The following is a 16,680-nucleotide window of genomic DNA, read 5'->3' on the forward strand; positions in this document are numbered from 1 at the left end:
TTCAATCTCAAAATAATGCCAAAACATTGAAAGGCAAAAATATTTATTTCTGAAATACTTTAAAAATTTACGAATAATTATCTTCTGCCAAATCACATTATGTATTATACCTTCTATGAGGATTTAATATCATTTGCTTGTTACAAATTACTATTTTATGTTATAATATCAATAATATATAAAATTATAATCCCCTATGCTTAGCAACGAACAATTAAAAGAAATTTTAAATAAGTTTGAAGTTGTCCCTGAATCAGAATTTGACAAGTATTTAGCAGAGGCAAAAAATGTAAGAAAAAATGTTGTAAATTACTTAATTGAGAAAAAAATTATTTCTCCAACAGTACTTTACGAGAGCATAGCCAATTTCTTCAAAATTCCATTTATAGATTTGAAAAATCAGACCATCAGAAAAGATGTTCTTTTTGTTATTCCAGAATCTATAGCTTCTTCTCACAACATAATAGCCTTCGATTCAGACACCAAAGAGTTGAAAATAGCTGTTACTGATCCCGAAGATTTAGAAATTTTTGAGTTCTTACGAAAAAAAACTAGTCTTGAATTAAAAATTCACCTCACCACGCCAGAAAACATCAATGATACTTTAAAGCAATACCACAAGAGTCTTAAAGCAGAATTTAATTATCTCAATGATGATATTACCAAGGTTGCTGAAGATGGAAATAAAAATCTTACAAAATTAGCCGAAGATTTGCCTGTTGTTAGAATTGTAGATACTCTGCTCGAATACGCCATCATGGAAAGTGCTTCTGATATTCACATAGAACCGGAAGAAAAAGATGTTATTGTTCGCTATCGTATCGATGGTGTTCTTCATAACGTCATGATACTCCCTAAAAATGTGCAATCAGGGATTGTCGCTCGTATCAAAATATTATCTAACCTAAAAGTAGATGAACATAGAATGCCTCAAGATGGACGTTTTAAAATAAAGAACAAAGAATATAAGGTTGCTTTTCGTGTTTCCATTCTACCAACTTTTGATGGGGAAAAATTAGTTCTTAGACTATTAAATGAACAGGCACAAGCCTTAAACCTTGAACAAATTGGCCTACAAAGAAGTGCTCTTGAAACACTAAAGAGAAATGTTGCAAAGCCAAATGGAATTATTTTAGTAACTGGTCCGACTGGTTCCGGTAAAACCACCACTCTCTACACTGTCCTAAATATTCTAAACCAACCAGAGGTTAATATCTCAACGATTGAAGACCCGATCGAATATAGAATGCCTCACGTTAATCAATCACAGGTAAATTCAAAAATTGGTTATACTTTTGCTTCTGGGCTAAGAGCCTTCCTTAGGCAAGATCCTGATATTATTATGGTGGGAGAGATTCGAGATCAAGAAACAGCAGAGATTGCTGTTCATGCTGCTATGACTGGACACCTTGTTCTCTCAACCATTCATACTAACGATGCTGCTGGAACAATGCCTCGTTTAGCTGAAATGGGAGTCCCTAATTTTCTAATTGCGACTACTACAAATCTTATTATTGCCCAGAGGCTTGTTAGAAAAATTTGTGCTAATTGTATTCAAAGTTATAATCTTGACACTGAGACTATAAAAGATATTGAAAAAAATATGGATATTGTTGATGTTTTGAAAACACTCGAAAAAGAAAAAATAATTGTTGATTCTAAAAAAGGTCTCAAATCACTTCTTTTCTATCGAGGCAAAGGATGCAAAAGATGCAACAACACAGGTTATAAAGGACGAATTGGTATATATGAAGCCCTTGAAAATTCTGAGGAAATATCAAAATTAATATTATCTAGGGCTGATGGGAGAACCATAAAAAGACAAGCAGTCGAACAGGGAATGCTTACGATAGCTGAAGACGGATTCATTAAAGCAAAAAATGGAATAACTACTATCGAAGAAGTTATGAGAGTTACAAAAAATTAATACATGAACTATAAAAAATTATGACAGTAAATTTCTCAGACGATCAATTGAGGTCCAAGGGGGTGGGAAAAGATAACAAGGAAAATCAATACTCATTAATGGACAAAATTAACATGTTCCTACTAACCTTAAGTAAAGTCCCACTTAAGGAAAGGTTGTTTTTCGTCCAACATTTAGGAATCATGCTTAAGGCTGGGATTTCTCTTTCCAAGGCCCTAAAAACGATTTCGAATCAATCAGAGAATAAATACTTCCAATCTATTTTAGCTGATTTAGCTAGTCAAGTTGAGAAAGGCTCTGGCTTTTCTGATTCTCTCAGAAAATACGAAAAAGTTTTTGGTGAAATGTTTATTAGTATGATTGATGCTGGAGAACTTTCTGGTAAACTCGAAGAAGTTCTACACGAATTATTTATTCAAATGAAAAAAGAGCACGCTCTTATCTCAAAAGTTAAGGGAGCCCTCACCTATCCTGCTGTAATTATAATGGCTATGCTTGGGATTGGTACTTTCATGCTTATTTTTGTTATTCCAAAGATTACAGAAATGTTTGATAGTCTTGAAGCAGAGCTACCTCTTCCAACTAAAATTCTTATAGCAGTTAGTGATGCTTTGGCTAATAATGGTATTTTAAGTCTTGCTATCCTAATAATTTCAATTATCATTACCGTAAAAGTTTTAAAGACTTACAAGGGTAAATTTTATTTTCAATTAATTTTGTTAAAAACCCCTGTCTTTGGCCCAATCATTAAGAAAATAAACCTAGCCCGCTTTGCCAGAAATATATCCTCTCTTCTAAAAACAGACATTATGATAATCAAGTGTTTCCAAATTACAGCGAATGTTCTAGGTAATCTCCACTACCGCAAGGCTCTAGAAGAAATGGCTATCCAAATTAAAAAAGGAACAAATATCAATGAAATCGCAGCTCAATATCCAAAACTTTTTCCTCCAATGGTTGTTCAGATGATATCAATTGGTGAAGAAACAGGAGAGATTGATAATATCCTCATGGAGTTAGCTGAATTCTACGAAGAAGAAGTAGATCAAATTATGCAAAACCTTCCGGCGATTATCGAACCGCTCTTAATTCTTGGACTTGGAGTTGGAGTTGGTGGTGTGGCGGTTGCCGTGATTATGCCAATGTATGCTTTAACTTCAGCTATGTAATTTATGACAAAAACTTTTTTAAAAAATAATAAAGGATTTGGTTTAATGGAAGTTCTTGTTTCTGTTTTAATAATTTCTTCCCTTACAGTAACTGTTTTTTCTTTAATTATTCAATCAATTAAATTGACTGCAAACAATAAACAAACTCTTTCAGCCAACACTCTTGTCAACCAAAGATTAGAATACATCAGAAGTCTCCCTTATGATGACGTTGGGACCATCTCTGGTATTGTAACTGGCATTATACCTGATTCTGAAATTTCTTCATCCAACAATGGACGCTATACCCTGTCTACTTACGTTAACTATGTGGATGACCCTTTTGACGGAGTTGATTTAGGTTCTCCAAATGATATTATTCCTAATGACTACAAAATAGTTAGAGTTATAGCAACTTGGAGTGGGTCTTTTGGTGAACAAGGAGTCACGGGATACACAAATATTGCACCCCGTGGGATTGAAACAGCGCTTGAAGGTGGAACTCTTTCAATTTCCGTCCACGATGCCAGTGGGCAACCAATTGAAAATGCCCTAGTTGATATTATTAACAATAATGTTGTTCCGGTTATAAATATTAATGACGATCTAACAAATTCTAACGGAACTCTTAACTACTATGGGGCCCCTGAATCGATAGAAAATTACGAAGTATCTGTGACAAAGCCAGGATATTCAATCGATGCCACCTACCCAAGAACAGCCACAAATACTAATCCAACAAAACCACATTCCACTGTTTTGGAATATTTAAGAACCGATATTAGTTTTGCTATAGATCTGCTAAGCAATCTAAATATAGATGTTATTACTGCCAATCTGCCAAATAATTTTGCTGTTAGCAGTGACATTAGCGGAGATGATCAGAAAAATTCTCGCTTAACGATTGATTCGGCTGGAAATATTTATATTGTATGGGAGGATTACAGACAGACAGGAGATTCTAAAATATATGCTCAAAAATATAACTCTTCTGGGACCCCACAATGGAGTGGAGCCGAAGATGGTGATGTCATAATCGGTACCGCCAACGGATTAGAGCTACCTGATATTGATATTGATTCTGCTGGCAATCTTTATCTAGCTTGGACTGATGGATCAATTGGAAATAATGATTGTTACGTAGTAAAACTCTTTTCAGCAACTGGAGGGATTGACTGGGAAGGAAGAGTTAATGTCGCCTATGATAACGACAATCAAACATCTCCTCGGATAAAAGTATCTGAGAATAACGGAGATACGTTTGCAACCGTTGTTTTTGAAGACGATAGAGATAACGAACTCGATGTTTATTTTGTTAGATATGACTCTTCTGGAAATTTAATTTGGGGAAATGATGGTGAAGTAAGAGTAAACACTAATCCTGTTATCGACAATACAAATCAATTTTATCCGCACCTAGATATCAGTTCAAATGAAGAAATTTTCATTGTCTGGACAGATGAGAGAAATGGTAGCCTTGATGTTTATGCTCAAAAATATGCATCATCTGGCATAGCTGTTTGGCTACAGGACTTAATGATTCCCACAGAAGCCACTTCTTCTGCTCAATTTTCAGCCTCTACAGCAATTGACATGGATTCTTTTGATAATATTTATATTATTTGGACAGACGAGAGAAATGGTGACCAAGATATATATGCTCAAAAATACGATATAGATGGAAATTCTTTGTGGGGTAACGACAAGAGAATGAATTCAGATACTGGCTCAGCTGATCAATTTCAACCTGCTATTGCTATTGATTCTCTAAATAATATTTATATAGCCTGGACAGATGAGAGAAATGGAAATCAAGACATTTATGGTCAAAAATATGATTCAAACGGAACACCAATCTGGCTAGTGGATATGCGGATAAATATGGACACTAATAGCAACAATCAATACAACCCCGATATAGTAATGAATCCAAGCAACAATCAGCCATACATAACATGGGAAAGTGATGATGATGGTGATATAAATATTTATGCATCCTCTTTTGGTGATTATAGTACTGAAACACCCCTAAACGGTGTTGATATTCTAGTGAGGGGCGCAAAAAAAATAGGAGAAAATCCAATTATCTACAAATATGAAGAAATTCACACCTCTGATGCTTTAGGGAATATTTCCTTAACCGGAATCGAATGGGACTCATATTCTTTCGGAGTAGATGCAACTAGTACTGGGTATGAGTTAATGATGACGATGCCAAGCATGCCCCTAAATATTGACCCTGGCACCACAGAAACAATTAAACTTTATTTAAAATAATGAAATATTTAAAAAACAATAAAGGGTTTACTTTAATAGAGCTTCTGGTTTATATGCTTATATTTTCTAGTCTCGTTTTTATGTCTTCTGATTTTGTTATAAATGGGTTTAGGGCAACAACTTTTGGCATAGAGCAAGAAGAAGCAACAAAAAATGCCAAGAAAACTGTTGACTCCATGGTCCTAGAAATAAGAGAAGCCAGGAGTAGTTCTCGTGGTGATTATCTTCTTGACGATGTTAGCTCGCAAAGTTTAAGTTTTTATTCCGATATAGATAGTGATTCCAATATTGAAAAGGTGAGATATTTTATTGATGGTGATATCCTGAAAAAAGGAACAATAGAACCCTTGGGGTCTCCACTTGAGTATCTTTCTATAAATGAAGTTATAGAGATTGTTGCTGAAAATATTAACAATCAGGTTCTGGATGTATTTACCTATTTTGATACTGACCAAAACCAAATAATAAATCCTGGCGGTGATAGGGATAGGATTCGTCTTATTAAAGTTTCTTTATTGGTGAATGTTACCCCAGAAATTATGCCTGCTGACTATATTATAGATATGGATATTCATATTAGGAATCTTAAAGATAATTTATGAAAAATTTTAATTATAAGAGTCGAAAAGGAGGCATGCTTGTTATAGTCTTGGTTGTAACATCACTTTTTATTGTTATTTCTATTGGAATAATAGAATTGAGTCTTCTTAGACAAAAAGTTTTAAAAAAACAAATTTCAAAAACGCAATCTCTCCATATTGCCGAGGCAGGAATCAATTATTACAGATGGCATTTGGCTCACGATGGAACAGATTACTATGATGGGACAGGTTCGGATCCAGGACCAGTGGGAGAACCTTATGGACCCTATATTTATGACTATATATCCCCCGGCGGAGAAGTACAAGGAAAATTTAGTCTTGAAATTACTCCTCCACCAAGTGGCTCAACAATTGTCGGCATTAAATCAGTTGGCTGGACCCTTGATAACCCCTATATTACACGAACAATTGATGTAAAATATGGAATGAGGTCTCTGGCCCATTATTCCTATCTAACCAATAGTGACATATGGTTAGGGCCCACAGAAAGCGTGAGGGGTGAAATGCATTCAAATGGTGGAGTAAGGATGGATGGATCAAACGATTCGCTTGTAACATCATCTAGAAGTACTTATGTCTATAATACTTATCCAGTCTGTGATTTTATAACTTGTGTAGCCCCTTGTTCTTGTGTTTTATCAGATTGTATTTGCTCTGGAGTATGGGGGGCTGGAGCTAATTTTGATCTATGGGATTCCCCTGTTCCCAACGTGGACTTTAATGCTATTACTGTTGATGTAGCCGAATTATATGCTCAAGCAGCAGCTCCTTACGGTTATCTTGGACATTCGGGCAATGATGGATACCATGTTATTTTCAAAAGCGATGGCACTTATGATCTTTACGAAGTAACAGACCTAAAACCTACTTTAATCCAACTAAATGATGACTGGGATGCTTGGCGAAGCATCGCAGAAGAAATTAATTCAGAAAACTTTATTGACAATAATCCTATACCAACAAACGGCATACTCTATATTGAGGACAATGTTTGGATTGAGGGGGTGGTTAACGGTAGACTTACTTTGGTTGCAGCAAGACTGCCAGACAATATAAACAAAAGAAGATCTATAATAATAAATGACAACTTAACTTACCTAAATAGAGATGAAACTTGCGTTCTTGGTCTTATTGCTCAAAAAGATATTAAAGTTCCTGCGCATGCCCCAACTGACATAAGCATAGACGCTGTTATGTTGGCACAGAATGGAAGAGTTTTTAGAAACTACTATAACCCGCATGTTCTTAAAAATAGTATAGAAGTTTATGGTGGCATAATCTCCTACAAAACGTGGACTTGGTCATGGGTAGATAGTGGTGGAATTCTGATTGACGGTTATGGAACGAGTACTTCAATCTATGATAACAATGTTTCCTTTTCCCCTCCCCCGCTTTTCCCAAGCACCGGAGAATATGAGTTCATGTCGTGGGAAGAAAACTAAAATTAAATTTCAAAATGTGTTATAATATGAAAAACTTCAGAATTTAAAAATGATAATTCTACATCAAAATTCAAAATACCCAATTGGTCTTGATATATCAGACTATAGTTTAAAATTGATTCAGCTAAACAAGAATGGCCGAGATACTATAAATATTCAAGCAATTTCTAGAGTTGAACTAGAAAAAGGGATAATAGAAGGAGGGGTAATAATCAACAGAATAAAAGTCATAGAAGCAATTAAAACTCTCTTGGAAAAACCGCTTAGAGGTAAAGTGAGTTCGAGAGATGTTGTTGCTTGTCTTCCTGAAACTAAAACATATCTCAAATTAATAGAAATTGAAAAATCCCCCAATGAAATTAGCCAAGTCATTGAATCAGAGATAGAAAAACACATTCCTCTCTCTGTAGACGATATATATTATGACTGGCAAATCATTCAATCCACAAGAGAGGTTGATAAAGTTTTAATTGGAGCTTGTCCTAAAAAAATAGCCAATCAATATATAGATGTTTTAAAAGAGGCCAAACTCTCTATAGTTGGTTTTGAAGTTGAGGCCGTTGCCATATCAAGAGCACTGCTAAAAGAAGAGTCGCCCAAAATTAAAAAAGGTCAGTTAAAAGATAACTACCTGATAATTGATATAGGTAAAAAGAGAACGAGCATGGTTGTTTACTCGAAAAATTCTCCGATATTCACCCTAAGTCTTCCTCTCTCTGGTGAATTAATCACATCCCATATTGCTAAATCCTTAGAAATTGATGAAAACCAAGCTGAAAAAGCAAAAATTATCTGTGGCCTAGACAAGACAAAAGCGAAAGGAATTATTAGAAATATCTTATCTGACACCATTGACAACATAATTGAAAAAATTGATGAATCAATAGACTATTTCAATCATCACTTTCCAAACAAGGGTGATATAGACAACATCTTAATTTGCGGAGGTGGGTCTAGCATTAAAAATATTGACACCTACATTGAAGAAGCGACATCAATCAAAACTACCAAAGGTGATTCCTTAATCAATTTTAACAACAGTAATAAAAACATTGAAAATGCATTTGTAGAAATACTTAAAATTAATTCAGACTTTACTGGGAACAGTGAAGATTCCAAAACCATGACCATAACTCAAGACAATAGGCTGACATATACAACCGCTATTGGGTTAGCTCTTAGAAACATCTTCAACCCTAAACTATAAATATGATAAAATTAAATATAATCCCAGATAAAATAAAAAAGGAAATAAAAGTTAATTTTATTTATAATATTATTAAAAAATCTCTATATATTTTAATAATAGTCTTTTCTGTTGCTGGGATTATACTTTTAGCTTCTGAGTATATTTTATTATCATCTCTCGCAAAAGAAATTAATGGATCAACTCTCGACTTCAAGAGTTCTGTTGACACGTCTCAAAACAAAGTAAGTGAAATAAACAATGAAATAATATTACTTGAAAATATTCAAGCAGATCACGTTAGGTGGTCAGTCTTATTTAATTATATTTCAACAAATTCCCCGGACGGGATTAGCTTTAGACAAATAAACATTGATAAAAAAGTACCGAGCATTAGTTTTAATGGTCTTGCTGTCAGTAGAGACCAGCTTCTGTCATTCAAGATTTTTTTGGAAGATTCTTCCATCTTTGAAAATATTGATTTCCCAATTCAAAACTTACTCCAAAAAGAAAATATAAATTTTGAAATAAATGCTAAGTTAAACATTTATGAAATTAAATAAAAACATAAATTACAAACAAAAAGTGCTACTGGGCTTAACATCAAACTTTGTTATAGCATTTTTAATATCTTATTTTTTTGTATTTTCCTATATAAACAGAGTAGAAGAAGCAAGCATATTACTAATAAACCATCGAGTAGAGTTTGAAACTAAATTAATAAAAGAAGAAAAATTTTCAAAAATAAGCAAAAATCTAACAAAAATAGAATTAGACTTAAGAAAGATTGAAAAAGCCTTTATTGATACAAACAATAAATTGGAGTTTATTACAATGTTTGAAGGATTGGCGGACAGAACCGGGATAGACATGAAAATGAATATTAATTTTGAAAAGATAAGTTCAAAAGATAGCTCAGCTCCTCTTACTTTAACTCTAAATGGCCCCTACGACAATTTAATGAACTTTCTTGTCTCTGTTGAGAATCTTAACTACTACATAAATGTAAATAATATAGATATTAAAAATTCCAACATCGCCTCCAGCAGAACCGTAGCCCCAAATCAAAATAGAGACAATAGTCTCACAATGCAATTATCAGCTTTAACTTACTGGAAATAATATGAAAAAATATAAACTTAAATTTGAAAATTTAGAGCTATACACCTTTATTATTCTTGCAGTCTTCATAGGGGTCGCTAGTGTTTATTTTTATGGTTTCATAGACAAGAATGTCTACAAGACCATTACCTCAAGTGAAATATTTCTTGATGCTTCCTCAATAAGGATTTCTGACGTTAATATATCCAAATTTAACAATGTCTCTGCTAACATTGTAAATAAGGCTAGTTCAAAAAAGGTCAATTCTAGAAACGTCTTTGAATAGGAGATAAAAAATCAAGTACTTTATTAATATAGGCATCTGCGCTTAAATTAAGCGCTTTTTTATTTGCTTGATTGATATTCTTATTCATTCCTATATACTCTTTTATGGAATGAGGTAAAGAACCATCTTTGTATGGATTGAAACCGATACCAGAGAAGTATTTACCAATTTCGGATGCTCCACCAAAATCAGAAAATATAAAATCAAGATTGCAAATAGCTGCTTCATAAATAACTGTGGGTGAATTTTCGTAACAAAGTGAAGGGGCAATCAGACAATCAGACAAAGTTAGTTTTTCAATAATTTCCTTTTTATTTAATCTCCCATAAAATTTTATTCTTTCAATATATTTGTATTTCTCACTAAATTTAGGATACAGAGACCCATCTCCTATAACTAGAAAACGGATATTCTTATTATTATGAATTAGTCTTTCCATGACCTCAAAAAGTTTAACAACTCCTTTATGCTCCTCAATTTGACCAACATACACAAAATCCAGAAAATCACTTTGTTTTAATTTTTCAGGTAAAGAAGAATAATCTATTGGATTAAATATTTGAAGAGTTTGTGCATTTTTAAAAAATCCTTTTTTCTTGTGTAGACTGATTATCCATTCTGATGGAGCAACAACATATTTAACTACAGAAAAAATATAAATATTTATTTTTTGATAGACTCTGGGAAAAAAACCATCTAATAAATCTTCCATTCCCAGAAACATCATACCGCTTGGATGAAGAAGTTGAATATCGTGCAAAACATGAAGATGTTTAATATTTTTGTTAAAAAATAACATTGGTAATAAAAATCCTAGACCGACTAAATTGTTAGTAATAACAAGACTTGGTTTTTCTTTTTTTATTATTTTTCTTACTTGAAAATACTTATATATATTAATAATATTAAATAAGTGCCAAAAAAATCTAAATAATTTTGGAAACTTAGATAAATTAAAATAAAGTGAATTCAGATAATATACATCTTTTTCCTCTCCTAACTTTTTGCCATACGGTTTTGTTGATATAACAACAACGTCATCACTCAAACCTGAAAAACCCTTAAAAAGATTTTCTACATATCTTTCTGCCCCTCCCCTATTATAGGGTTTATACAAATTATTAATTAAACAAACTTTCATAAATTTATATTTGCTTATACTTCATCGACAATTGAATTTATTCTTTTTGATATTGTTTCATAGGAATATTTATCCACGGATAGTCTCCTGGCACTCTCAGACATCTCAGTCAAAAGACTATCATCATCTAGAAATATTTTAATTTTATCAGCTAAATCTTCCCTGTCTGATGGTTTAGTTAAAAACCCTTCTTTATCTGTAAAAACACTCCTAACTCCTGGTAAATTAGAGGCGATAATAGGAAGACCGCTTGCCATTGCTTCAAGTAGAACTATCCCAAATGCTTCACCCTTGTTTATTGATGGTAATACAAAAAAATCGGATTCCCTGTAAACGATTGGTAAATCCTCATGGGACACTGAACCCAAAAACTCAACTCTCGAAGATAGTTTTTTTTCTTCGCACTTTTTTATATATTCCTGTTTCAAATTTCCTTCTCCTACTACTTTTAATATCCAATCATTTCTTTTTCTGAGTAAAAACAAAGCATCAATTAGAACATTAAGTCCTTTGAAATAATGAGCTTTGTCCAGACCACCTACAAATAATATTTCTTTTTTTTCTCTAACTCCCCTGTCTGTCCTTGTATGAAACTTTTTTGTATCAACAGGAAAATAAGTTTCACGAAAAATGCCTGGATTGTCAGTGTAGAAATTTTTTATTTGAGAATTTTGAATATAATCAAGACTACCCGCCGTAATCAAATCAGCCTTTTTTAATAAACTCTTTTCAATCATTTTTGAGGGAAATGAAAGGAGCTTGAATAGTGGGGACAATCCTATAACATCCATATGATAATGGAAAATTACTTTAGTTTTTCTATTGAACAATTTAAAAAACCAAATTATTTCTGCTCCACCAAAGAATGGATAATGCAAATATACTAAATCATATTTTTTGAGTTTAGAAAAAAGCCTTGGGACAAAAGCTCCGTTACCAAGCTTAAGAATAGGTTTAATTCTAATTATCTTGGTTGAATTACTATCATCTTCTGAAATATCATTCGTGTACAGAGGGGCATACACATCAACCTGATGGCCACCCTCTCTCATCATTATAGAAAAATCTAGAGCACTTTTCCCAATCCCACCCCCATAAGGAGGAAACACGCATACTACATGAGCAATTTTCATAAACTAACCGGCCTTCCTGTAGAGGGCTTTAAAATAAATGTATAAAACTATAAAAACAATACTTGCCTGCATTACATCATCTTTTTGAATACTCCACTTCATAAGAAATCCTACAAGCATAACAAGTAGCGGTAGACCTGTAAATAACATATCAGAGGTAAGCCTATCACCATAATTTAAAAATAAAGTTAAATCATAATTAGAATCATCTTTTTTCTTTTTAATCTCTCTTTTTCTTATATTTAGAATCACGACAGCAATTAAAGAAAATATAGCAAAAGGTATTATACTAATAAAAAATCTCATTATCGGTTCAAACCTATCGCCAAGTATAATAAAAAATATCACAAAAGCAAACGATAAAAGAGCTACTACGTAGCTAGCAAAATCAATTAAGGCGTCTTTTCCACTCATATTTTTTTAAATAAATAATAAAATCTTACTCTTTGTTAGTGGCCCTGATACTTGGAGCTTCAAAATATGGGGGCCTGCCCTCCGAAGCCTTTGGCGCAGGAGGGTTTATAGAGATGTTCCGGACAAGCACAGTGATGTTTTTTTCGATTTTTTCGATTTTAATAATTATTTTAAAAATTATATAAAATATAACGGCTATGCTTAAATAAGATAAAACGTCTATACCAGATGCTGAAAAACCAAGATTTGAAACAATTATATCGATCTTTTTTATAAAAATTATAAAGATACCTGCAAAAATCCAAAAAATAAACCAAAAAATAAACTCAATTTTTGATATTTTATTATTTCTTTTCTGCCAATAGGTTCTCGCTAAAAAGAAGAGTATTATTATTAATGCAGTAGCAATCTGAAACATAAATTAATTGATAAATTTTCCTAAAATTAAATCCTTTATAATTATAAATCCTCCCTTACCTCTTCCTTTACCAGAAAAAAGGCCTTGGCCATAATCATAGTATCTCACCGTAACTGCCACTTCTTTATATCTTAGACCATTTTTTGCAGTCTTGGCAAGAATTTCACTACAATGAGCTGATCCGTCCTGTTCTATTTTTATTAACTGAAGAGCCTTCTTATTCACTACGCGAAAACCATTTTGTGGATCGCTTAATTCTAAACCAAGGAATATTCTATTCACAAATCTGCCCAATCTCATAATAACCTGTTTCTTAAAAAAGGGCATATTGGACTCTTTTCCTAAAAACCTAGAACCAAAAACTACATCGAAATCACCATTAACAACTGCTGAAGACATATCTTCAATCTCAGTAGAGAGAAACTGACCATCGGCATCGAAATGAACCACTACATCAGCACCGTTGTTCAGAGCAAAATCATCGCCAGTTTGAAGTGCTGCTCCTTGTCCTCTATTTATAATATGTTTTAAAATATATACGTTTGTATTTTTTAGTTCTGCTGAATTTTTTGCTTCCTTTGCTTCCTCAAGAGTTCTATCGCCTACCCCATCTACTACAACAACCAAAGAATGAACAAGGGGTGCAACTTCACTAATTACTTTTTTAATATTTTTCTCTTCGTTGTAAGCGGGAATTACACAAAAAACCTTCTTGGAGTGCATATTCATTTTCTTTTAAGTTTCATTATCTCATCCAACTTACTTTTAGCAAGCTGCTCAATAAAAAATTTGTTAACTCCAGGAATCATCTTCAACCAGTCTTTTATTAAAACAAGAATTTTTTTAACTTTAATTTTTGTGTTATCAATAAGTAAGTTTATTGCTTTTGCAGTTTTTTCTCCTTGAATTTTAAATAGTATTTTATCTTCGGGAGACAATTTCAAGTAAACGTTTGCCAAGTCAACTTCCAGGATACTTTCAATCTTTTTTTCTCTTTCACTTTGTGTACTTTGAACCAAGGTACTAACATTACCTTTTTTATTTTCCGAAATTTTTTCAGAAATCAAAGATGTGTCCTCAGCACTTTTTTCATAATTATCCTCAGTTTTACTAATTTGCTCGTGGCGGGGGGTGTTTTTTTCTACATCGAAAGGATCAACTTCTGGTCCTTTAATCTTTGGTATTAATTTTTCATCGATTGTTTTTTCAGGCATATTTTGTATTTTATAAAGTAATTATATCATATTTATCTATAAAACATAAGCATAGTGTCATACCACTAATTTTATGTTATAATATAGTATATGAATCAAAATATATCAACAAACATAAAAGAAAGTATAATAAAACCGACTGGGAGTAAAAAGACTCTATCATGGATAAACATTAGTCTTGCCCGAAAGAATGAAATTGAGTTTTTAAGGAAAAAATTTAATTTTAAGCTCAGCCAATTAAGACTTTCTTCTTCGAACTACAAATCACAAAGACCCATGCTCGAAGAAAGTGACAATTATTTTTTCTTAATACTTCATTTTCCCATCTTTCAAAACGAAAATATAGTTTCCGCTGAAATTGATTTTTTCATAACGAAAGACTTTGTAATAACTCTTCATAATAATGATCTTGATGACCTACAAGAATTTTTCAATTTAAGCAGAAAAGATCCTGAGTCGCTTCTCTCCTTCAACATTCAAAAGCCAGAAATTCTTCTTTATGAAATATTAAGCAAGCTTACTATTTCACTTTATGATATACTCGATGAAAATAGTATTGCAATATCAGAAATTGAATCTACAATCATTGAGGGTGAGCACAGAAAGGTTGCTAGTAAAATACTTCTTTTGAGAAGAAATATCATTAATATCAGAAAGATAATGCAAAATCACAAGAATATCTTTAAGAAATTAATGATAATTCAAAAAGCACCCGCTACCACTGCTATTCTTAAAGAACATTATTCTAAATTAATAGAACATTCCAAAACGTTTTGGGAAATCCTTGATAACCAGAAAGAGATGATTGAAGCCCTTGATCAAACCAATGAATCAATGCTCAATTACAGGATAAGTGACATAATGAAAACTTTAACAATGTTTTCTGTTATTGTTTTTCCCCTTTCTCTGCTTGCAGGCTTATTTGGCATGAATACAATGGGTGGGATGCCTTTCCTTAAAAATCCAAATGGTTTTTGGATTATAATGTCAATAATGTTATTTGGAATCTTCTTAATGATACTTTTATTCCAAAGGAAAAAATGGTTTAAATAACAAATACAATATATTAAAATACAAAAAAAACCCATATCAAATTGATTTGGGTTTTTATTTTTTAAAAGCTCCAAGAATAGAGTACCCTATAGGGTACTCTATGGGGTACTCTATTTGTTTGGATATCATTCTCTAAAAAAATTTTCAAGTCTAAATTCTCAGAAGTGACTCAATGTCATTCATCGTTTCTACTCTTACCGCTCTCAACCTTAACTCACTAGCCCCCTCTAATCCGTGCATATACCAAGATAAATGTTTTCTTAACTCTGGTATTGCTCTGTCTCCCGCAATGCTATGCATTATTTTTGAGTGGTATAGGGCCACTTCGAATATCTCTGCTTTTGTTTTCAAAATATCCCTATCTTTCTTTATCTCTTCAAAAAGCCATGGTCTACCCATTATTCCTCTAGCAAGACCGATTCCATCTGCTCCAGTTTTTATTAAAATTTCTTTTGCATCTTTCCTATTGCTTATTCCTCCATTTGCAATTACTTTCCCTCTAAATATTTCTCTTACTTTTTTAATACTATCAAAATCAATCTCTCCACTAAACCCTTGCCTAAATGTTCTACCATGAACCATTATAGCCGAAACGTTTAAATAATTTATGTTTTCCACGAAAGATATAACATCAACATCACCTGACTTGGTTCTCGTTTTAACTGAAAGTGGTTTGTCAGTTGAAGATAAAACGGCTTTGACGACATCCTTTGACTTGGATAAATTAGCCATTAGAGCAGCGCCTGCGCCTTGTTTTATTACTTTTTGCACAGGACAACCAAAATTTATATCATATCCGTCTGGGTTGATCTCCTTGTCGAGAAGTTTAACTGCTTTTTCAAAATATTCTGGATTAGTCCCAAAAAGCTGAATCACATATGGTCTTTCAATCTCTGTAAAATAAAGCATTTCAATAGTTTTTTGGGAAGAATAAAAAAGAGCATCCACGGAAGCCATCTCGCTATACAAAACATCAGCTCCATAGGAAGCACAAATTTGCCTGAAAGCACTGTCAGAAATACCAGCCATCGGAGCGAGGGCTAAAATACTATCATCAAATTGTTCCCAAAAATTATGCATCTAAATATTCAATTAATATAAACTTTTTTAAAAGAAAATCTTATAACTATTTATTTTGTGAACATTGGGAAATTTTGGAGTAAAATGAAGCGCCCGCCTGGCTCGAAGTTAACAGCCGTATATAATTATAATGCTTAATATCGCTAGACATGAACAACATATTTAATGTGTTAACGCCATTTCGGACAGGTAGAAAGCTCAATAAAATGTCCGCTGTTTGAGGAATGGAGTGTTGACGAAATGACGAGTTCGGAATTT

General features: G+C 32.8%; 17 protein-coding genes. 10 read left to right on the top strand and 7 right to left on the bottom strand.

Features of this window, described 5'->3' with window-relative positions:
- Positions 1-196: 196 nt before the first annotated feature.
- From PF572_03680 to PF572_03720, 9 genes are read left to right on the top strand one after another with little or no spacing between them, the layout of a single operon-like run.
- Entirely contained in the window at positions 197-1,927 is a 1,731-nt protein-coding gene (locus PF572_03680) for a GspE/PulE family protein (protein ID MDA3840167.1), read from the top strand.
- Positions 1,928-1,947: 20 nt separating this feature from the next.
- The gene (locus PF572_03685) at positions 1,948-3,096 is read left to right on the top strand and encodes a type II secretion system F family protein (protein MDA3840168.1); all 1,149 of its coding nucleotides are present in this window, start codon (positions 1,948-1,950) and stop codon (positions 3,094-3,096) included.
- Positions 3,097-3,099: 3 nt separating this feature from the next.
- Positions 3,100-5,352, top strand: coding sequence for a hypothetical protein (locus PF572_03690; GenBank protein ID MDA3840169.1), 2,253 nt, complete (start codon positions 3,100-3,102; stop codon positions 5,350-5,352).
- Positions 5,352-5,954 (top strand): type II secretion system protein, encoded by a 603-nt coding sequence (locus tag PF572_03695; GenBank protein ID MDA3840170.1) that lies wholly within the window; start codon positions 5,352-5,354, stop codon positions 5,952-5,954. The genes PF572_03690 and PF572_03695 overlap by 1 nt, the downstream gene beginning before the upstream one ends.
- The gene (locus PF572_03700; protein ID MDA3840171.1) at positions 5,951-7,396 is read left to right on the top strand and encodes a hypothetical protein; all 1,446 of its coding nucleotides are present in this window, start codon (positions 5,951-5,953) and stop codon (positions 7,394-7,396) included. Before PF572_03695 ends, PF572_03700 begins: the two co-directional genes overlap by 4 nt.
- A gap of 49 nt (positions 7,397-7,445) precedes the next feature.
- On the top strand, positions 7,446-8,603 hold the full coding sequence (gene pilM, locus PF572_03705; GenBank protein ID MDA3840172.1) for a type IV pilus assembly protein PilM: 1,158 nt from the start codon (positions 7,446-7,448) through the stop codon (positions 8,601-8,603).
- Positions 8,604-8,605: 2 nt separating this feature from the next.
- Positions 8,606-9,145 carry a hypothetical protein gene (locus PF572_03710; GenBank protein MDA3840173.1) on the top strand — a complete coding sequence of 180 codons (540 nt, stop codon included), beginning with the start codon at positions 8,606-8,608 and terminating at the stop codon, positions 9,143-9,145.
- The gene (gene pilO, locus PF572_03715; protein MDA3840174.1) at positions 9,132-9,704 is read left to right on the top strand and encodes a type 4a pilus biogenesis protein PilO; all 573 of its coding nucleotides are present in this window, start codon (positions 9,132-9,134) and stop codon (positions 9,702-9,704) included. Before PF572_03710 ends, pilO begins: the two co-directional genes overlap by 14 nt.
- Position 9,705: 1 nt before the next feature.
- On the top strand, positions 9,706-9,969 hold the full coding sequence (locus PF572_03720; GenBank protein MDA3840175.1) for a hypothetical protein: 264 nt from the start codon (positions 9,706-9,708) through the stop codon (positions 9,967-9,969).
- Here PF572_03720 and PF572_03725 read toward each other — a convergent pair.
- Genes PF572_03725 through PF572_03750 form a run of 6 tightly spaced genes read right to left on the bottom strand, consistent with a single transcriptional unit; the run spans position 9,950 to position 14,289 of the window.
- On the bottom strand, positions 9,950-11,110 hold the full coding sequence (locus PF572_03725) for a glycosyltransferase (protein MDA3840176.1): 1,161 nt from the start codon (positions 11,108-11,110) through the stop codon (positions 9,950-9,952). The genes PF572_03720 and PF572_03725 overlap by 20 nt on opposite strands.
- A 14-nt stretch (positions 11,111-11,124) precedes the next feature.
- Positions 11,125-12,243, bottom strand: coding sequence for a glycosyltransferase family 4 protein (locus PF572_03730; protein ID MDA3840177.1), 1,119 nt, complete (start codon positions 12,241-12,243; stop codon positions 11,125-11,127).
- Between the two features lie 3 nt (positions 12,244-12,246).
- Positions 12,247-12,657 carry a hypothetical protein gene (locus tag PF572_03735; GenBank protein MDA3840178.1) on the bottom strand — a complete coding sequence of 137 codons (411 nt, stop codon included), beginning with the start codon at positions 12,655-12,657 and terminating at the stop codon, positions 12,247-12,249.
- Positions 12,658-12,682: 25 nt separating this feature from the next.
- The gene (locus tag PF572_03740) at positions 12,683-13,075 is read right to left on the bottom strand and encodes a DUF2304 family protein (protein MDA3840179.1); all 393 of its coding nucleotides are present in this window, start codon (positions 13,073-13,075) and stop codon (positions 12,683-12,685) included.
- A 3-nt stretch (positions 13,076-13,078) separates the two neighbouring features.
- Positions 13,079-13,798: a glycosyltransferase family 2 protein gene (locus PF572_03745; GenBank protein ID MDA3840180.1), complete on the bottom strand. Its 720-nt coding sequence runs from the start codon at positions 13,796-13,798 to the stop codon at positions 13,079-13,081.
- A gap of 2 nt (positions 13,799-13,800) precedes the next feature.
- Entirely contained in the window at positions 13,801-14,289 is a 489-nt protein-coding gene (locus PF572_03750) for a hypothetical protein (protein ID MDA3840181.1), read from the bottom strand.
- 90 nt (positions 14,290-14,379) lie between these two features.
- Between PF572_03750 and PF572_03755 the strand changes: the two genes are divergently transcribed.
- Positions 14,380-15,342: a magnesium transporter CorA family protein gene (locus PF572_03755; protein ID MDA3840182.1), complete on the top strand. Its 963-nt coding sequence runs from the start codon at positions 14,380-14,382 to the stop codon at positions 15,340-15,342.
- Between the two features lie 150 nt (positions 15,343-15,492).
- On the opposite strand, the gene PF572_03760 is transcribed toward PF572_03755, so the two are convergent.
- On the bottom strand, positions 15,493-16,422 hold the full coding sequence (locus PF572_03760; protein ID MDA3840183.1) for a tRNA-dihydrouridine synthase: 930 nt from the start codon (positions 16,420-16,422) through the stop codon (positions 15,493-15,495).
- Positions 16,423-16,680: the final 258 nt, after the last annotated feature.

This window comes from Patescibacteria group bacterium, from assembly GCA_027858235.1.
Lineage (GTDB): Bacteria > Patescibacteriota > Patescibacteriia > Patescibacteriales > BM507 > BM507.